Source organism: Pseudomonas sp. TE36184, from assembly GCF_054060055.1.
In genome coordinates this window covers 6643453-6658385 of the sequence record NZ_JBSSCU010000001.1, presented here as the reverse complement: position 1 = coordinate 6658385, position 14933 = coordinate 6643453, and the positions used below count along the sequence as shown (strand labels likewise).

The 14933-nt window shown below is 61.1% G+C and carries 13 protein-coding genes and 1 rRNA gene; 3 read left to right on the top strand and 11 right to left on the bottom strand.

Annotated features, from left to right (window positions below; genetic code table 11):
• Window positions 1-115 precede the first annotated feature (115 nt).
• Window positions 116-1652, bottom strand: a 16S ribosomal RNA gene (locus ACVWZP_RS30240).
• A gap of 416 nt (window positions 1653-2068) precedes the next feature.
• Window positions 2069-3250: a PDDEXK-like family protein gene (locus tag ACVWZP_RS30235; RefSeq protein WP_457370380.1), complete on the bottom strand. Its 1182-nt coding sequence runs from the start codon at window positions 3248-3250 to the stop codon at window positions 2069-2071.
• Between the two features lie 134 nt (window positions 3251-3384).
• On the opposite strand from ACVWZP_RS30235, the gene ACVWZP_RS30230 reads away from it, so the two are divergent.
• Window positions 3385-3531, top strand: coding sequence for a DUF2986 domain-containing protein (locus ACVWZP_RS30230; protein WP_017849362.1), 147 nt, complete (start codon window positions 3385-3387; stop codon window positions 3529-3531).
• A 24-nt stretch (window positions 3532-3555) separates the two neighbouring features.
• Here ACVWZP_RS30230 and ACVWZP_RS30225 read toward each other — a convergent pair whose 3' ends face one another.
• From ACVWZP_RS30225 to ACVWZP_RS30185, 9 genes are all read right to left on the bottom strand, one after another.
• Window positions 3556-5613 carry a methyl-accepting chemotaxis protein gene (locus tag ACVWZP_RS30225; RefSeq protein ID WP_108524621.1) on the bottom strand — a complete coding sequence of 686 codons (2058 nt, stop codon included), beginning with the start codon at window positions 5611-5613 and terminating at the stop codon, window positions 3556-3558.
• 241 nt (window positions 5614-5854) lie between these two features.
• On the bottom strand, window positions 5855-6550 hold the full coding sequence (locus ACVWZP_RS30220; RefSeq protein WP_026140332.1) for a tRNA (adenine(22)-N(1))-methyltransferase: 696 nt from the start codon (window positions 6548-6550) through the stop codon (window positions 5855-5857).
• A 38-nt stretch (window positions 6551-6588) separates the two neighbouring features.
• A complete protein-coding gene (gene argE / locus ACVWZP_RS30215) occupies window positions 6589-7740 on the bottom strand; it encodes an acetylornithine deacetylase (protein ID WP_457370379.1) in 1152 nt (383 codons plus the stop codon).
• The gene (locus ACVWZP_RS30210) at window positions 7737-8414 is read right to left on the bottom strand and encodes a DUF1028 domain-containing protein (RefSeq protein WP_017849366.1); all 678 of its coding nucleotides are present in this window, start codon (window positions 8412-8414) and stop codon (window positions 7737-7739) included. Before ACVWZP_RS30210 ends, argE begins: the two co-directional genes overlap by 4 nt.
• A gap of 9 nt (window positions 8415-8423) precedes the next feature.
• A complete protein-coding gene (locus ACVWZP_RS30205) occupies window positions 8424-9155 on the bottom strand; it encodes a class II aldolase and adducin N-terminal domain-containing protein (RefSeq protein WP_169886377.1) in 732 nt (243 codons plus the stop codon).
• 50 nt (window positions 9156-9205) lie between these two features.
• Entirely contained in the window at window positions 9206-10036 is an 831-nt protein-coding gene (locus ACVWZP_RS30200) for an ABC transporter substrate-binding protein (RefSeq protein WP_079444401.1), read from the bottom strand.
• 28 nt (window positions 10037-10064) lie between these two features.
• Entirely contained in the window at window positions 10065-10937 is an 873-nt protein-coding gene (locus ACVWZP_RS30195) for a phytanoyl-CoA dioxygenase family protein (RefSeq protein WP_017849369.1), read from the bottom strand.
• 25 nt (window positions 10938-10962) lie between these two features.
• On the bottom strand, window positions 10963-12480 hold the full coding sequence (locus ACVWZP_RS30190) for an amino acid ABC transporter permease/ATP-binding protein (protein ID WP_046382612.1): 1518 nt from the start codon (window positions 12478-12480) through the stop codon (window positions 10963-10965).
• A 324-nt stretch (window positions 12481-12804) separates the two neighbouring features.
• Complete coding sequence (locus tag ACVWZP_RS30185; RefSeq protein WP_457370378.1) at window positions 12805-13779, bottom strand: LysR family transcriptional regulator; 975 nt, start codon at window positions 13777-13779, stop codon at window positions 12805-12807.
• A 196-nt stretch (window positions 13780-13975) separates the two neighbouring features.
• On the opposite strand from ACVWZP_RS30185, the gene ACVWZP_RS30180 reads away from it, so the two are divergent.
• Together ACVWZP_RS30180 and ACVWZP_RS30175 are read left to right on the top strand one after the other, a co-directional pair.
• Complete coding sequence (locus ACVWZP_RS30180; protein ID WP_017849372.1) at window positions 13976-14398, top strand: RidA family protein; 423 nt, start codon at window positions 13976-13978, stop codon at window positions 14396-14398.
• Window positions 14399-14452: 54 nt separating this feature from the next.
• Window positions 14453-14902 carry a type II 3-dehydroquinate dehydratase gene (locus tag ACVWZP_RS30175; protein ID WP_169865565.1) on the top strand — a complete coding sequence of 150 codons (450 nt, stop codon included), beginning with the start codon at window positions 14453-14455 and terminating at the stop codon, window positions 14900-14902.
• The last annotated feature ends 31 nt before the right edge of the window (window positions 14903-14933 follow it).

Here is a 14933-nt window from a genome sequence, read left to right as displayed (position 1 = left end):
GTTCTGAAAAAGATCAGAGCTAACTATTCGATTCGAATATTTAGCTCTGCACTTTGACAAACGCATGAATCAAGCAATTCGTGTGGGAACTTATGGAGCAGCTGATGTCGTCGATTAAGGAGGTGATCCAGCCGCAGGTTCCCCTACGGCTACCTTGTTACGACTTCACCCCAGTCATGAATCACACCGTGGTAACCGTCCCCCCGAAGGTTAGACTAGCTACTTCTGGTGCAACCCACTCCCATGGTGTGACGGGCGGTGTGTACAAGGCCCGGGAACGTATTCACCGCGACATTCTGATTCGCGATTACTAGCGATTCCGACTTCACGCAGTCGAGTTGCAGACTGCGATCCGGACTACGATCGGTTTTCTGGGATTAGCTCCACCTCGCGGCTTGGCAACCCTCTGTACCGACCATTGTAGCACGTGTGTAGCCCAGGCCGTAAGGGCCATGATGACTTGACGTCATCCCCACCTTCCTCCGGTTTGTCACCGGCAGTCTCCTTAGAGTGCCCACCATTACGTGCTGGTAACTAAGGACAAGGGTTGCGCTCGTTACGGGACTTAACCCAACATCTCACGACACGAGCTGACGACAGCCATGCAGCACCTGTCTCAATGTTCCCGAAGGCACCAATCTATCTCTAGAAAGTTCATTGGATGTCAAGGCCTGGTAAGGTTCTTCGCGTTGCTTCGAATTAAACCACATGCTCCACCGCTTGTGCGGGCCCCCGTCAATTCATTTGAGTTTTAACCTTGCGGCCGTACTCCCCAGGCGGTCAACTTAATGCGTTAGCTGCGCCACTAAGAGCTCAAGGCTCCCAACGGCTAGTTGACATCGTTTACGGCGTGGACTACCAGGGTATCTAATCCTGTTTGCTCCCCACGCTTTCGCACCTCAGTGTCAGTATCAGTCCAGGTGGTCGCCTTCGCCACTGGTGTTCCTTCCTATATCTACGCATTTCACCGCTACACAGGAAATTCCACCACCCTCTACCATACTCTAGTCAGTCAGTTTTGAATGCAGTTCCCAGGTTGAGCCCGGGGATTTCACATCCAACTTAACTAACCACCTACGCGCGCTTTACGCCCAGTAATTCCGATTAACGCTTGCACCCTCTGTATTACCGCGGCTGCTGGCACAGAGTTAGCCGGTGCTTATTCTGTCGGTAACGTCAAAACAATCACGTATTAGGTAACTGCCCTTCCTCCCAACTTAAAGTGCTTTACAATCCGAAGACCTTCTTCACACACGCGGCATGGCTGGATCAGGCTTTCGCCCATTGTCCAATATTCCCCACTGCTGCCTCCCGTAGGAGTCTGGACCGTGTCTCAGTTCCAGTGTGACTGATCATCCTCTCAGACCAGTTACGGATCGTCGCCTTGGTGAGCCATTACCTCACCAACTAGCTAATCCGACCTAGGCTCATCTGATAGCGCAAGGCCCGAAGGTCCCCTGCTTTCTCCCGTAGGACGTATGCGGTATTAGCGTCCGTTTCCGAACGTTATCCCCCACTACCAGGCAGATTCCTAGGCATTACTCACCCGTCCGCCGCTCTCAAGAGAAGCAAGCTTCTCTCTACCGCCCGACTTGCATGTGTTAGGCCTGCCGCCAGCGTTCAATCTGAGCCATGATCAAACTCTTCAGTTCAAACATCTTTGGGTTTTTAAGAAACCCTAAACTTGGCTCAGCAATCGTTGGTTACATCTTTGATTTCTCGCGGAGTAACTTGTGATGCTGATAATCTTGTTGACTATCAGTCTGACTCCACAAGCACCCACACGAATTGCTTGATTCAGTTGTTAAAGAGCGATTGGTTAAGATCTTTCGTCTCAACCGAGGAGCGCACTCTACAGCACACTCTTCGAAGTAGCAACCCTAAAAGTTTTTAATTTTATCAACAAAATCAATTACTTAAGCCAGACCAGCAGCGAACTGCTCGTTAGCGGGAGGCAAATAATACAGGATTAAATTACGTGGTCAACCCCCGCCTGAAAATTCTTTTCCCTACCCAGGCTCAGGAGTCTGAGTAGGGCAAGTAGCTGTCCAGCGGCGCGGCCCCAAGCCTAGCCTGGCTGATCGACCGCCATGCGGCCCGCGCCCGACGCTGCTGCGCCGTAGAGTTCATGCGCCTTGTACCAGAGGTCATAAAGGTCGTCTGCCATGCGCTCTGCCGCTTGCGCTCGCGTCCCCAATGCAAGCAGTGTCATCAGGTGCTCGTCGCTGGGGTGTTTCATATTGAGTTCGGTGGTGAAGCGCCAGAGCAAGCCATTTTCGCTGACGCCATCGTTCGCCAACAACAGCGTCAACATTTCCAGTTGCCCGAAATCGCGAGGATGGGATTCGGCATCGCAGCAATAGCCACAATAGAAGCGATGATTGAGCTCGATGTAGACCGAGCCCGCCATAAAGCCCAGCTCGTAGTGAAGGCCGTAATAACGGTTATCCCTGGCCGCGCTGTAGTAACGGTCGATAACCGCCGCAGTGGGCGCTTCAGAGGGCTTGGGCAGCGTGGGGTATTTATCTTCGACGCACTTGGCAACGGCTTGCCAGAGTTCCAGTTGCAGGTCTTTGAGCGTCTCGGTGAAGGCTCTCTGCAGGTCCTTGACCACGAGCAGGTTGTTGTCCTGGCGTAACGTCTGCTTGAGCGCGTCCATGTAGGCGTGTCCTTGGTTCTGGAAAGTCAGTTTTGCGATGAGGTCGATGTACTGCAGCAGGCTTTCTCGCACGCCCGCTTCGCGGATCACCCAAGGTTGGCATTGCGCAAGCCAAGGCAGGATGTCGGCGGCGTAGCTGATGCGTTGGTAGTCGATGCCCAGGCAACTGCGCGTGTCGGCATCGCGCCCGTCCAGGGTGAGGTACAACGGCGGGAACGTCTGGTAGCCCTCGCCCTGGAGCGCTTCCAGGTAACGGTGCAACTGGGCATCCTGGTCCTCGGCGTTGAGCTTGTTCTCAATGATGATCGCCTGGCGCTTGCCGTTGCGGATCAGGATGTCGACATTGCGGTACTCGACATCCACCGTGACAGCGCGACAATCGAAGCCTTCTATATTCAACGCCGCGAGCCACAGCTCCAGCAGTTTCCCGCCCGCGGCGTGGGCGCCCTTGGGGTTGAGCAAAAAAGCCAGGTAGCGAGAGTGCAGGCGGACCTCGTCCGAAGCGCTGCGCAACAGCGTGAACAGATTGAAGGGTTCAGGGCGATGAAGCGTGGCCCTGAGTGAGGCGGCGCGAGTGATCAATAGGTGCAAGGCTCATCTCCTTGTGCTTGCGATGCCTGAGAATGAGGCATTGTGCCACTATTTTATGACACCGCACCGTCAAAATCGGGCCCATTGTTTTTAGCTGATATCATTCGAGAATTGACCAGGTGGGTGAGACCAACATGAACCGTCGTAAAAAGATCAATCAGCTATTAAAGGCCAACGCGAAAAAGGCCAGTGCCAAATTGGCGCCGAAAACCAAGGACAAGTACATCAGCAAGGCTGACCGATTGAAACTCGAGGTAGAGTCCAGTCAGGACACAAACTAGACCGGCTTACACCCGGCGGCCTATTCAGCTCAGGCGGAAACGTGCGGTGTTGTCACTCAGCGCACGACTGCCCTTGCTCAACGTATCCGCTGCCTGATTCACCGCCCGCGCGCCATCGAGCAAGCGCCCTGCCGCCTGATCCACTTGCTGGATATTGCCGCTCACCTCGTCCGCCGTCGTCGCTTGTTCTTCCACCGCCGCCGCGATATGCGCCAAGGTGTCGGTGACGTTCTGCACGGCTCCGGCGATCTCGCCCAGCCGCGCGCCCAGCCCGGTAACGGATTCGGCGTCGGTCAGCGCCTGGGCACAGGCGACGCTCATCAGTGTGACGGCCTGGCTGACCGTGGCGCGCAGGCTGTCGACGGTGCCGGCGATTTGCGCGGTGGAGGCCTGGGTGCGTTGCGACAGGCTGCGCACTTCATCGGCGACCACGGCAAACCCCCTGCCCTGTTCGCCAGCTCGCGCGGCTTCGATGGCGGCGTTGAGTGCCAACAGGTTGGTTTGCTCGGCGATGCCTCGAATGGTGTCGACCACCGACTGAATCTGCTGGCCCTGCTGACTCACTTGCTCCAGGGCGTTGGCGGTGTCGGTCAGGCGCTGGTTGAGTTGCTGGATGCTCGCCGTAGTGCGCTGGCTGTCGCGGCTGCTGTCTTCAGCGATGCGGCGGGTGTGTTGGGCGCTGCCGGAGGCTTGCTCACAACTTTTGGCGACGCCCATGGAGGTGGCGGCCAATTGCGTCGCCGCCGCAGCGATCTGGCTGATCTGGTGTTGCTGGTCTTCGACGTCGCTGAGGGTACTGCCCGACTGCGAATTGAGCGTAAGCACCGCCGACCCGAGTTGCTGAGTCTCGTGATTGACCCCCAGCAGGCTGGTACGCAGTTGCACCACCGCCACGTTGAGCGCCGCGCTGATCGCCGCCAGCTCATCGCGACCGTCCACCGCCACTTCCACACACAGGTTGCCGTCGCGCAACGACTCAGCCAGCGTGGTGATACCGCTGGCACTGCGGCGGATCGACGCTTGCAGGCACATGAACAGGTACAGCGCCGCCAGGGCCAGCAGGCTGAAAATGGCCGCTACGGGGATGAATTGCTGCAAGGAGCGGTCGTGGTAATGGGTCAGGCGCGCATCCAGCGAGCCGAGCGATTGCTTGCGCAACGCGCCCAGGCTGCCGAGCATGGTGTCGACACTGCGCTCGAAACTGGCAGGGTCAAGCTTGATGGTGCCGCCAAACACGCCGTCGTCGAGCACTTTGAGCTCGCTGTCCAGTTGTTGCAGGCTGTTGTCGTACTGCGCGGTCCAGGGTTCCAGGCCGGCATATGGCTTGGCCTTGAGCGATGCCGCAGCCTTGATCAACTGGTCCCGCGCATCGCCGATACGGCCGCGCAGGTCGCGCATCTGCAAGCGGCTTTGCAAGGTGAACTGGCCCGAGGCGATGGACGACTGACCAATACTGGCCATGCGCCCGATACGCTCGATCAGGTCCGGCGTGTGCTGGCTGGAAATCTGCATCAGCAGGTAAGTCTCCAGCCAGGGGTCGAGGATCAGGCCGGCGTCGAGGGTGATCTGTTCACGCAGGGTTTGCATGGCGCTCAGCGCCGAGGTGAAGCGGTCGTAGCCGTCTGGCCACCAGCCGACGGTGCGCAGGGATTGCACATCCATCCCCTTGACCGCTGCCTGCAACGCATCGAAGCGGGCCAGGGTATCGGCGCTCGCGCCCTGTTTCTTGAGCGCGTCGCCCAGGGCTTGCAGGCTTTGCAGGATGAGCGGGTTGTTCGCATCCACCTGGTCCATCGCCGCCTTGGCTGCAGGAGTCGGTTCACGCAGCAGGTCCAGCGCTTTCCAGCGCGACGCCAGGTTGCGTTGGGCCGTTAATTGGCCATCTAGCGCGTCCAGGGTCAGCAGTTGAGAAACGCCGGACTTTTCGCTGGAAATCACCGCGAGTTTGTCGCGATAGTCCAGCCCGATCATCCAGAGGCTCCCGGCCAAGGGCAGAATGAACAGAATGAACAGAATCTGGAATTTGCGTGCGAAGCCGAAACGTCCGAGCAGGCGGATACCGGGTGACAAAAGACTGTGCATGGCCGACTACTCCCTAAAACCACCCACACGCGGCAACGATGGGTGACGCCTTGAAATGACTAACGGCAAAGTGCCATGTCATTGATTGGGAAGGCTCAAGCAAGATACGGGCCGCAGAGAGCGGCCCCCTGAACAGGCGGTGCGACACCCGAAAAATCGTGTGCCGTGCGCGAAGATGGGGCGAAAGCACTCAGCGTCGGGAACGACCGCGTAGCGAGTGGGTTCGATCAACCCGCTGCGCTCACGCCAGCAACGCGGTGATCCACTGCACTTGCCGGGCGACCTCTTGCACCTTGGCCGGCGGTAACGCCTGGCGGGCCTGTTCGAAACCGGCCAGGGTTTTCTGCTTTTGCCGCAGCAGGCGTTGCCACTTGGCCAGGAAGTCCGGGCTGCGGGCCTGCAGGTGCAGCGGGCCGAAGTACAACTCCTCGGCACTGTACACCCGCGGTTCGGCGCGCTCGGCGACGATGATCTCGTAGTAGAAGCGGTTTTCCCGCAACAACTCTTCGACCAGGATGCGGTAACCGTTGTCCATCAGCCATTGGCGCAACGGTTGTTCACCGCCGTTGGGTTGCAGGATCAGGCGCTCCTGGCCGGTGAGGCAGGCCTTGCCGCTGTCGAGGATGTCGCGGATGGTCTCGCCGCCCATGCCGCAGACGCTGATCGCACTGATCGCGTCGCCGGGTTCGATGGCTGCCAGGCCATCGGCCAGGCGCACGCTGACATGTCGCTCCAGGCCATTTTCGCGCACGGTGCGTTCGGCGGCCTGGAATGGCGTCGCGGCCACCTCCCCCGCCACCGCCGCCGCGATCAGGCCGCGGCGCAGCAACGCCACCGGCAGGTAGCCATGGTCGGAGCCGATATCCGCCAACCGCGCCCCGGCCGGCACATGCGCCGCCACGCGTTCCAGGCGCATGGACAATGTGTGTTCGTTCAACTGGGGCCCCTTCTTCACCACGAGTGTCAGTGCGAGGGCTATTGACGCACAAACTCCACCACCCGCTCCAGCATTCGATCACAGGCATCCAGTTGTTGCAGGCTGATGAATTCATCCGCCTTGTGCCCCTGCTCCATGCTGCCCGGCCCGCACACCACGGTGGGAATCCCCGCCTGATCGAACAACCCGCCTTCGCTGCCGAAGGCGACGGTACCGAAGTCCCGCGAACCGCAAAACTGCGCGACCCACTCAGCGGCCTGGCTTTGCGACGAAGTCGCCAACCCCGGATAGCTGGACAACTCACTGAAACCGATCGCGCACTGCGCACTCACCGCCTGCATCGCCGGTAGCAGGGTGTGCTCGGCATACAACCGTAACTGGTGCGCCACCTGCCACGGGTCCTGGGCCGGCAGCGAGCGTACTTCGAAATCGAAGCAGCACTGCTGCGGCACGATATTCAGCGCCTTGCCGCCGCTCATCACCCCGGTTTGCACCGTGGAAAACGGCGGATCGAACGCCGCGTTCAGGTGTTGCGGCGCCTTGAGTTCTTCACCGAGCCGCACCAGTTCCCGGATCAAGCAGGCCGCGTATTCGATGGCGTTGACGCCCGACGGCGCATAGGCCGAATGACACGCCGCGCCATGCACATCGCAACGCATGGCCAATTTGCCTTTGTGCCCCAGCACCGGCTTGAGCTCGGTGGGCTCGCCGATCACGCACAACAGCGGCTTGACCGGCTGCGCGCGAAACCGTTCGATCAATGAACGCACGCCCAGGCAACCCACCTCCTCGTCATAGGACAGCGCGATATGCACCGGCACGCGCAACGACGCCCGCACCAGCGCCGGCACACAGGCCAACACACAGGCGATATAGCCCTTCATGTCGGCGGTGCCACGCCCGTACAACTTGCCGTCTTGTTCGGTGAGGTCGAACGGCGCCACGCTCCAGCGCTGGCCGTCCACCGGCACCCCATCGGTATGCCCGGACAACACGATGCCGGGCACATCCGCCGGGCCGATGGTCGCCAGCAGGTTGGCCTTGTTCTTGTGTTCGTTGAACACCAGTTCACAGGTGACGCCGTGGCCCTGCAAATAAGTACGCACGAAGTCGATCAACGCGAGGTTGGATTCGCGGCTGGTGGTGTCAAAGCGCACCAGTTGCGCCAGCAGGTCACGGCTGTGGCTCATCGGTCATCTCCCGGCACCGCATAGCCCGGCGCGATGTGCGGGTGGAGGGCGCGGTCGAGGTAGTCTTGCAGTTGCCCGCGATAGGCCTGCCACAACTGATCGAGGGCGCCGATCGGCTCGGCATCGGCCCAGTCCACGCGCAGATTGACGATGGGCCAGAGCAGATCGTCGACCACCACCAAGGCTGCCGAATGCACCGGCCCCGCTTCGCCGCCGAGGGCCTGGCCTGCGTGCATCGCGGCGAGCAGCCGGTCAGCCAGATGCCCCGAGGCGTTTTCAAACGCGCCGACCATCGCGGCAATCACACCGGGATTGGCCAGCATGTTCCCCGCCGCAACACATTGCTCGCCGCTCTGCGCGGCATGCAGGCCGAGGGTCTGCGCGCCGCTGAAGTGCGCGGTGCGGCCCAGCCGATCGATCACCGTCACCTGCCGATAGTCGCGGTGGTCCTGCCCGGCGAACACTGCCGCCACGGCCTCACTCGGCGTCATGCCCTGCTCCAGCAGGTCGAGAATCTGCGGGCCCAGGCTCGGCAAAGTGATGTTCTGCGATGCCACCGCGCCCACTCCGGGGCGCAGCCACGGGCAACGCGCGCCCACGGCGATGCTCGACGAACTGATGGCGATCCCCAACTGGCCCGTCTCGGCACAGCGGGCAACAACGGAAAAGGTCATAGCGCTTCCTCAGTCGAGCACCGACGCATCGGCATCGATCATCATTTGCTTCATTTCTTCAAAATGCCGGCGCGAGAAATCGGTAATGCCTTCCCAGCCCCGCGCGGTTTTTTCCGCCACTTCATCGGACAACACCCGCAGCGGCTGCCCGGTGGACCACGCCGTGACGAGGATCTGGCAGGCGCGCTCCAGGGTCCAGATATCGTCGAACGCTTCACCGATGGACGAAGCGGTCACCATCACGCCGTGGTTGCCCATCAATAGGCGGCTCTTGCCGTCGAGCAGGCCGACCAGGCGCGCGCCTTCGGCTTCGGTATCGGCCATGCCGCCGTAGAGCTCGTCCACCGCCACGCGGTTGAAATAGCGCGCGGTGTTCTGGTCGATCGCCGGGATGTGCGGCTTGGCTAGGCACGCCACCGCCGTGGTGTAGACCGGGTGCAGGTGCAGCACGGCGCGGGTGTGCGGCAGCAGTCGGTGGATCTGCCCGTGGATCGACCAGGCGGTGGCGTCCACGTTCGGGTGGTCGGCACAGCTGGGGTCATCGGCGTTCAATAGCAGCAGGTCGCTGGCGCGAATGCGCGAGAAGTGCTTCCACTTCGGGTTGAGCAAAAACTGTTTGCCATCGGCCGACACGGCAGCGCTGAAGTGGTTGGCCACCGCTTCGTGCATACCCAGGTGGGCGACGATGCGAAAGGTCGCTGCCAGGTCAATGCGCGTCTGTTCTTCGAGGGATAACGCCATGGATCGGTCTCCGCAGGGCGCGACCGCAAGACAGCGGCCGCGCAATAGGCTTACTTGGGCATCAGCGCCGCAAGGTCGGCATCGGTGGGGGCCTCGAAGTTGTACTTCTTGAGCAAGGCCGCGTATTCCGGCGTGGCGCGGTACTTCTCCAGGCCATCGAGCAGGGCTTTTTTCACCGTGTCATTGCCCTTCTTCACGCCGAAGCCGTTCAGCACCGGGTAGATCAAGGCGTCGGAGGAAATCACCACGCGGCTGCCCAGCTTGTCGATCACGCCACGGGCCACGGCCGCGTCGGTGATCTGCGCTTCGACCGCATGGGCCAGCAACGCCTGGGTGGTTTGCGGGTCGGTGCTGTACTCGCTGATCTGGATCGGCTTCAAGCCCTTGGCCACGCAGTACTCGGCCGACAGTTTGTTCATCTGCGCGAGCCAGGACGTAGCGCCCATGGAACCGATCTTGTGGCCGCAGAACTCCTCGGGGGTCTTGGGTTGGAAGGTGCTGTCCTTGAGGGTCAGGATCGACTCACCGCTTTTCAGGTAGGGGATCATGTCGATGACCTTGACCCGCTCGGCGGTGATGTACATCGACGAGTTGGTCACATCGAAACGCCCGGCCTGCAGGCCGGTGATCAGGTTGGGGAAACGCGTGTCGAGGGTCTCGACCTTGCGCCCCATGACCTTGCCCAGGCCGTCCATGAACTCGATATCGAAGCCCGCTGGCTTGTTGTTATCCATGTACTCATAGGGGAAGAACGTCACATCGGAACCGGCGATGATCTTGCCGTCCTGCTGGAACGCCGAAGCCGCCAACGAGGTCATCGCAACCGCTGCGCCCAGCAGGCACACGGCAAGGGGACGAACACTTTTACGAAACGCTGTCATGGTCAATACCTGCAAGGGGGTTGGGAGGTTAGGCAGTGGCAGAATCTTGTCCGGCCTGTTGCACGAAGAAAGACGCGCCACGGGGTTTCTGCGGCAAGCGCAGTTGGTTGTCCGTGGAACGTATCAAGCCACTTTCTTCACCGGCCACCAGCAGGCCGGCATGTGCGCTGGGCAGAGGGTTTTCGCCGAATGGCAACGCGTCTTCAGCGGCGTAGACGCTGATGAACAGGGTGCGCGGCAGTTCGGTCTCGTTAGGGCTGGAGGCATGCAAAAGCCGGGTGTGCATGAAGCACACGGAACCGGCCGGGCCGTAGCAGGCGACCGGTTGCCGACAGTGTTGCGCGACCACGGCGTCGTCCACCGCGCCGGTGAAACGCTGGTTCTGCCAGTGCGACCACAACGGGCCTTTATGGCTGCCGGGGATCACATTCAGCGGGCCGTTTTGCGGGGTCACTTCGCTGACCATCAGCAAGGCGGTGATGATGTCGTCGTTGCTGTGGGGCGTGAATAAAAAGTCCTGGTGCCACTTCACCTGGGTCGCGGTGCGGGGCAGCTTCGAGTTGATCTTGCTGTGGTGAAAGCGCGTGCCACTGGCGCCGATCAACTGCGCGGAAATCGCCGCCATGCGTGAATGCAACGCCACGCGCTCATACACCGGGGAAATCTCGGTGGGCGAACTGACCCGCCGCAGCGACGGGTGATCGGCGCGATGGTCGCCCTCCAGATCGAAGCGTGCGCGGCCATCCACGGTGGTGCCCCAGCCCTGGTCATGGCGGCGACTTTCTTCTACCCATTGGTCGAAGTCGTGCTGCAACGCGGCCACTTCGTCCATCGACAACACGCCTTCCACCACCAGGTAGCCGTCGCGCTGGAACTGCTCGATTTGATGTTGCTCGATCATTTTGTTTTTCCTGAACGTTAGAGGGTCACGCCAGCGAGACGTCCTTGAGGAACGCCTCCACGCGTGGGTTCTGGCCGCTGCGCAATACCGCAGGCGTGTCGTCGCAGACCACACGCCCCTTCTCCATGAACACGATCCGATCGGAGACCTTGAACGCGAAATTCATCTCGTGGGTGACGATCACCATGGTGATGCCCTCCTCGGCCAAGGCTTCGATGACTTGCAGCACTTCGTTGACTTTCTCCGGGTCGAGCGCCGAGGTGGGCTCGTCGAACAGCATGATCTGCGGGCGCATCATCAACGCGCGGGCGATCGCCACGCGTTGTTGCTGGCCGCCGGAGAGTTGGTGCGGGTACTTCCAGGCGTGGTCGAGCATGCCAACCTTGTGCAGCAGCGCGTAGGCCTGTTGCTTGAGCGCGTCGGTACGCCCCAGGCCGTGGTATTTCGGCGCCATCAGCAGGTTGTCGAGCACGCTCAAGTGCGGGAACAGGTTGAAGCTCTGGAACACCATGCCGATGTTCAGGCGATGCTCGGCGTGTTCGACGTACTGCGGTTTCTGCGCGCCGGTTTTGTTCAGGTGGATGAACGGCTGGCCGTTGATCTTGATCTCGCCGTTGTCCAGTTGCTCCAGGCCGTTGAGCAGGCGAATCAAGGTGGTTTTGCCCGACCCCGACGGCCCGATCACCGACACCACTTCACCGGGCTGGACCTGCAGGTTGACCGAGCCCAGCACCTCGATGTCGTTGTAGGCCTTGTGCAGCCGCGTGGCTTGCAGCGCCGGGGCCCCGGTGGTTGCCGGGCGTTGCAGCGCAACCCGTTGTTGCGTGGCCAGCGCCAGCACCGCCGCATCGGGAACCCGCGACACATTGCGTTGGTTGACGTCGAGAAAGCGCTCCAGGCGTTTGAGCAGGAAGTCGAACACGGTGACGATAAACACGTAGAAAAACGCCACCGCCGCCATGGTTTCGATCACCAGGAAGTTCTGCGAATACAGGCGCTGGCCGACCATCAGGATTTCCGTCAGCGAGATCACCGACACCAGCGAGGTGAGCTTGACGATGGAGATGTATTCGTTGGCCAGGGACGGCAGCGCCACCCGCACAGCCTGGGGGATCACCACGCGCCATTGGGTGCCGAAAAACTTCAAGCCCAACGCCCGCGCTGCCTCGCCCTGGCCTTTGGGGATCGAGAGCAGACCGCCGCGATGGATCTCGGCCACATACGCCGTTTCGCAGATCACCAGGGCCAACAGGCCGGACCAGAACGGGTCGGCCAGAATCGCCGATGTGCCGGGCAGCGCTTGTGGCAGGTTGTAGATAAAGATCAACAACACCAACAACGGCAGGCTGCGGAACAGCCAGATATAGCCACGCGCAGGAACGCTGAGCAGCCCATGCCTGGATTGCTTGGCCAGCGCCAGCAGAAAGCCCAGACCGATACTCAAGACCCAGGTCAGGGTGCTGAGCTTGATCACCGTCCACGTTGCGCGCCAGAACTCGGCGTCACCCAGCAGACCCAACATATAATTCCAGTCGAATGTCATCGTCGCGCTGCCCTGCCCCAAAAGAAGGAAATTGATCTGCATCAATGAAATCAGAGTCGTGGGGACGGGCCCTTGGGGTCAATTCGTAAAACCCGGTCCACTGGGTAGGCAGAACCTACGCAGCCCGCCGCCACCCTCGAAACCACCAAAAATCAATGTGGGAGGGGGCTTGCCCCCGATAGCGGCGCATCAGCAACACATCAGCAAGCTGACCCACTGCAATCGGGGGCAAGCCCCCTCCCACATTGGATAGGCTGTAGGCCCTGACCGAAAGGGTGCGCGCCTGAACTCACCGCGCCGAACACGCCACCTTTTGGTGCAAATTCAGCTCACACTGCTGAGCGAGCGCACCGCATGCGGGTCAAAAAAGCTCGGCGGGGCCATGCCGGGGATGTACTGGTCGGACACAAACATGCGGCAGCGCTCGGCAAACGCCGACACCACACGCGACAGCTGGGTGTTGCTCGCCGTGGCGTAGCCCAGCTTCATCGGCCGGTGCTCGCCCGCCAGGCGCAGGCGGATCACGCGTTTGCCGTCCTGGGACAGGTTCGATTTGGGCCGCGCATTCGCGAAGGAATAACCGATCCCGTTGCCGACCATGGCGCGCACCGTTTCGAGGTTGGTGGAGCGCATGATGATGTTCGGCGTGGTGCCTGCCTGCATAAACAGGCTGAGGAAATAGTCGCGGCTCCAGGGCGTGTCGAGCAGCACCACCGGGTACGCCTCCAGGTCCTGCATGCTGACCGCCGACAGACTCGCCAGCGGGTGGTACTCGCCGACCATCACATACGGCGGCAGGTGCGCCAGGGGTTGGAAATCGATGTCGGAGCTGGTCACCAGGTCGTAGGTCAGGGCGATGTCCAGCTCGCCACTGCGCAGTTTTTCCAGCAGTTCCTCGTGGTTGCCTTCGGCCTGGGTCAGGCGCACACCGGGAAACGCACGACCGAAACCAAACACCAGCTCGGGGGTGATCATCGGCGCCAGCGACTCCAGGCAACCCACGCGCAGCGGCCCGCGCACGGTGTTCAACGACTCCGAGGCGATGGTGTAGAGGTTGCTCACCTGCTCCAGGATCTGTTTGGCTTCTTGCATCACCAGGCGCCCCACCGCCGTCAGCGAAATGCCCTGGGCGTGATGCCGGATAAACAGCTGGATGCCCAGCTCGGCCTCCATGTGAGTGATCGCCGCCGAGATCGACGGCGACGAAACATGGATGCGTTCAGCCGCGGCACTGATGCTGCCGGCCTCGCCCGACGCGACGAAATATTCCAGTTGGCGCTGAGTGATACGACTGAGCATCAGGCCTGTACCTCGGTAATGACTGTATGCCCAGCGCGTTGCAGGGTTCATGCCGGGATAGGCGCAGGCCCTGCGCAGGGCGATGACCTGCACGGGCTTCGGTTTTTCCTAAGCACTACCCCGCACAAATGCTGGTTTCGTCCGGCGACCGGCGATGTGAAGCTGATTGCATCCCGCTGCCGACGAGTCGCTCGCCATGCCCACCCATACCCGTATCCGCATGTTCAATACCAAACAGACCTATCCCAACCAGGCGCTGGACAACGACCTGTGCCAGGCCGTGCGCGCTGGTAACACCATCTATGTGCGCGGCCAGATCGGCACCGATTTCGACGGCAACCTGGTCGGCCTCGGCGACCCGCGTGCCCAGGCCGAACAGGCAATGAAAAACGTCAAGCAACTGCTTGAGGAGGCGGGTTCCGACCTGTCCCATATCGTCAAGACCACCACCTATCTGATCGACCCGCGCTACCGCGAGCCGGTGTACCAGGAGGTCGGCAAATGGCTCAAGGGCGTGTTCCCGATTTCCACCGGGCTGGTGATTTCCGGCCTCGGTCAACCGGAGTGGTTGATGGAGATCGATGTGATCGCCGTGGTGCCGGACGACTGGAGCGTATGAAGGCGGCCGACGCCCACCTCGTGCTGCACCTCGCCGAATAAGCCGGAGAACCTCATGCCCCACACCGTGTACTTCCTCAATGGCCCCAACGCCAACCTCTATGGGCTGGGCAAGGACGGCACCTACGGCAGTGCCAGCTTCGCCAGCATCGAAGCGCGTTGCCAGGGCCACGCCGCGGAGTTGGGCCTGACCCTGGACTTTCGCCAGAGCAACCATGAAGGCGTGCTGGTGGACTGGATTCAAGAGGCCCGCCTGAACGCCGACGCCATCGTGATCAACGCCGCCGGGCTGAGCTACAGCTCGGTGCCGATCCTCGATGCGCTGCTGGCGTTCGACGGCCCGATCATCGAAGCGCACATGAGCAATATCTGGAAGCGCGAAAGCTTCCGGCATCACTCCTACGTGTCCAAAGCCGCCACCGGCGTGGTCGCCGGGTTGGGCGCGCTGGGTTACCAACTGGCACTCACGGCGGTGGCCGAACTGCTCACAGAGCCGCCGCAGTGAACGGTATCACCCACGCGTCCACATTGGCGGT

Coding starts and splice junctions, on each gene's coding strand:
- ACVWZP_RS30225 (WP_108524621.1), bottom strand. CDS start 5,613: ATGCACAGTCTTTTGTCACCCGGTATCCGCCTGCTCGGACGTTTCGGC.
- ACVWZP_RS30210 (WP_017849366.1), bottom strand. CDS start 8,414: ATGACCTTTTCCGTTGTTGCCCGCTGTGCCGAGACGGGCCAGTTGGGG.
- argE (WP_457370379.1), bottom strand. CDS start 7,740: ATGAGCCACAGCCGTGACCTGCTGGCGCAACTGGTGCGCTTTGACACC.
- ACVWZP_RS30185 (WP_457370378.1), bottom strand. CDS start 13,779: ATGCTCAGTCGTATCACTCAGCGCCAACTGGAATATTTCGTCGCGTCG.
- ACVWZP_RS30175 (WP_169865565.1), top strand. CDS start 14,453: ATGCCCCACACCGTGTACTTCCTCAATGGCCCCAACGCCAACCTCTAT.
- ACVWZP_RS30200 (WP_079444401.1), bottom strand. CDS start 10,036: ATGACAGCGTTTCGTAAAAGTGTTCGTCCCCTTGCCGTGTGCCTGCTG.
- ACVWZP_RS30180 (WP_017849372.1), top strand. CDS start 13,976: ATGCCCACCCATACCCGTATCCGCATGTTCAATACCAAACAGACCTAT.
- ACVWZP_RS30195 (WP_017849369.1), bottom strand. CDS start 10,937: ATGATCGAGCAACATCAAATCGAGCAGTTCCAGCGCGACGGCTACCTG.
- ACVWZP_RS30230 (WP_017849362.1), top strand. CDS start 3,385: ATGAACCGTCGTAAAAAGATCAATCAGCTATTAAAGGCCAACGCGAAA.
- ACVWZP_RS30205 (WP_169886377.1), bottom strand. CDS start 9,155: ATGGCGTTATCCCTCGAAGAACAGACGCGCATTGACCTGGCAGCGACC.
- ACVWZP_RS30190 (WP_046382612.1), bottom strand. CDS start 12,480: ATGACATTCGACTGGAATTATATGTTGGGTCTGCTGGGTGACGCCGAG.